The 2,259-nt window shown below is 28.1% G+C and carries 1 protein-coding gene; it reads right to left on the bottom strand.

Annotation, left to right across the window (positions count from 1 at the left end):
• Positions 1-343 precede the first annotated feature (343 nt).
• Positions 344-2,259: DNA (cytosine-5-)-methyltransferase (gene dcm / locus BU038_RS12275; protein WP_107606248.1), on the bottom strand; the 1,916-nt coding region annotated here is incomplete at its 5' end.

Here is a 2,259-nt window from a genome sequence, read left to right as displayed (position 1 = left end):
CAAAAGTACTAGTTGTATTTTACTTACCAGATGGTTTCTTGACTTTATTTTAGCGTTTTGGCTCTTATAATATTTTGTTTTATCAAAATTAACTTATTGACTTATCCATGTTTCATTAACTGAACACAAACTATAATGTTAATATTTTTAACAATAAGTTATTACTACAATAGTTAGTTTTAAAATTTTCTGTTACCAAAAGTATAAGTTCATTCATTTCGATTACTCATATTTAAACACTCCTGAAGTTGAGTTTTTTAAACCTAACTTCAGGAGGTGTTTTTTTATTATTTATATAATTATTTTTTGTATAAATATATTGTAATTTTATATATTTACTTTTTTAAAGTTCAAAGTGCAGCTGTTCACTTTCTAATTTCTGTTCTTCTTTTTTCTCTACAAGATAATTAAAATACTCTCCAGCAGTAGAAATACTTTTTATATATCTTAAATACTCGTTTTCACTCTCCCAAATTGGAAACTCGACCTCTTCATTATGAACAATACCTTCTAAGTCTTTCATTGCCATGGCTGTAGTGATTTTTAACGAATCATCCTTTGTTAGTTCTTCTGGAAAGACATCAATTGGATTAACATTGATTCCTTTTTCTATTCCAACCAGTAATACCCTTTTTCTTTTTTGAGGTATGCCAAAATTGTCAAAACTTAAAGTTTTTGCGACCATATTATACCCTAGTGATTCAAATAGATATTGAATTTCTTCAAAAGCTTTTCCTTTATTAGAACTAAGAATACCTATCACATTTTCAAACAATAAAACCTTTGGCTTTACACTTTTGACTACTGCTACAAACTCCCTAAATAATTGATTGCGAGGATCATCTTTCTTTCTATATCCAGATAGCGAAAACCCTTGGCATGGAGGGCCACCACATATAATATCTGCTTTATTCATTCCCATTTTTAAAATTTTATCTTTTACTTCTTTTGAAGTTATATCACCCACTTCAACATTAACCTGTGGATGATTAATTTTTAAAGTTGTACAAGCGCTCTTATCTATATCGTTTGCAACAACTACATTAATACCTGCTTCTTCCATACCAGTTAATAAGCCACCTGCACCAGTGAATAAATCAATTGAATTTTCAGCATTTAGTTTTTCTTTGATTTTTTTTCCAAATAGATAACCAATAAATGGTGGTATTGCATTTCCAACTTGGTTTAATATATCTTTTTGATTTCCATAAAAATAATAATTATCTTTAAACCCTTGTAATCTTGCTGCCTCCCTAGTAGTAATCACTCTATCTTCAATAGGATGAATATATGTTCCATTCCCTGGTCTATTAAAATATGTTGTTATAGTATAACTGGGTTTATCATACACCATTCTTCCATATAGCGTAGTTCTGCCACCTGTTTTCTGAATTCCTATTAATCTTTTAGATTTATTCATTGTTTTTTGAGGTATATTTCTCCAATTACCACCTGCGGGAATTGATTTAATAATCTCCATATCTAGTTCACTTAATCGATAAGCTTTATTATTCATGATTGTATTTTGTTTCATTGCATTTACTTTCAACTTCATCCCACATAAAACATTTTTCTGAAATAGCGAGTCTAAATTCGTTGCATATAAACTCTCTAAACTAACTTTATTATTTAAATAATCTAACCATTTTTTTTGACTTATAAAAGGGACGTTTAAATCACTCTTTTTTTCAGACATATCATCACCTAAATATAATTCTTCTACCAATGCGTTTAACTTTTGTTCAAAGCTTACACTCTTTTTGTGAATAATATTATTTTTAACAAGCTGGGTAATTTCTTTTACTAACAATGGTTTATCAATAGCTATAGGCAATAAATCAATTTCATAGTTACTTATATGATTGTTGCTACTAAATAATTTGAAATACCAATTTAATAGTTTTGAATTTAATATACCTAATAAAAAATAAATGTTAATCTCATCTTCTGCATAGCTATCATTGATTGAAATAAAGTTACATGAATTAGATAAGGAATAACCTTCTTCAATCAGTGTGAAGTTCAATCTTTTTTCCTTATTAATGTTTGATATCTGAGGACATGCTAACCTTTTATTTTTCACATATTTATATTTAGGGATTTTCTCTAAGAAGTCACAATTTACATATTCTCCTGAAATAAAGTTTTTTAAATAGTAGCAACTTAAGTGTCTGCCTCTTAATAAGGGATAGTTTGTTTCCTTTGACTGAATAACACCCTTATTGAGAGTCAAATCTATTTCTCCTCTCTGATTAATAA

Source organism: Staphylococcus simulans, from assembly GCF_003043455.1.
GTDB lineage: Bacteria > Bacillota > Bacilli > Staphylococcales > Staphylococcaceae > Staphylococcus > Staphylococcus simulans_A.
Note: the sequence above shows the minus strand (reverse complement) of the source record. Positions and strands in the feature narration are given on the sequence as shown.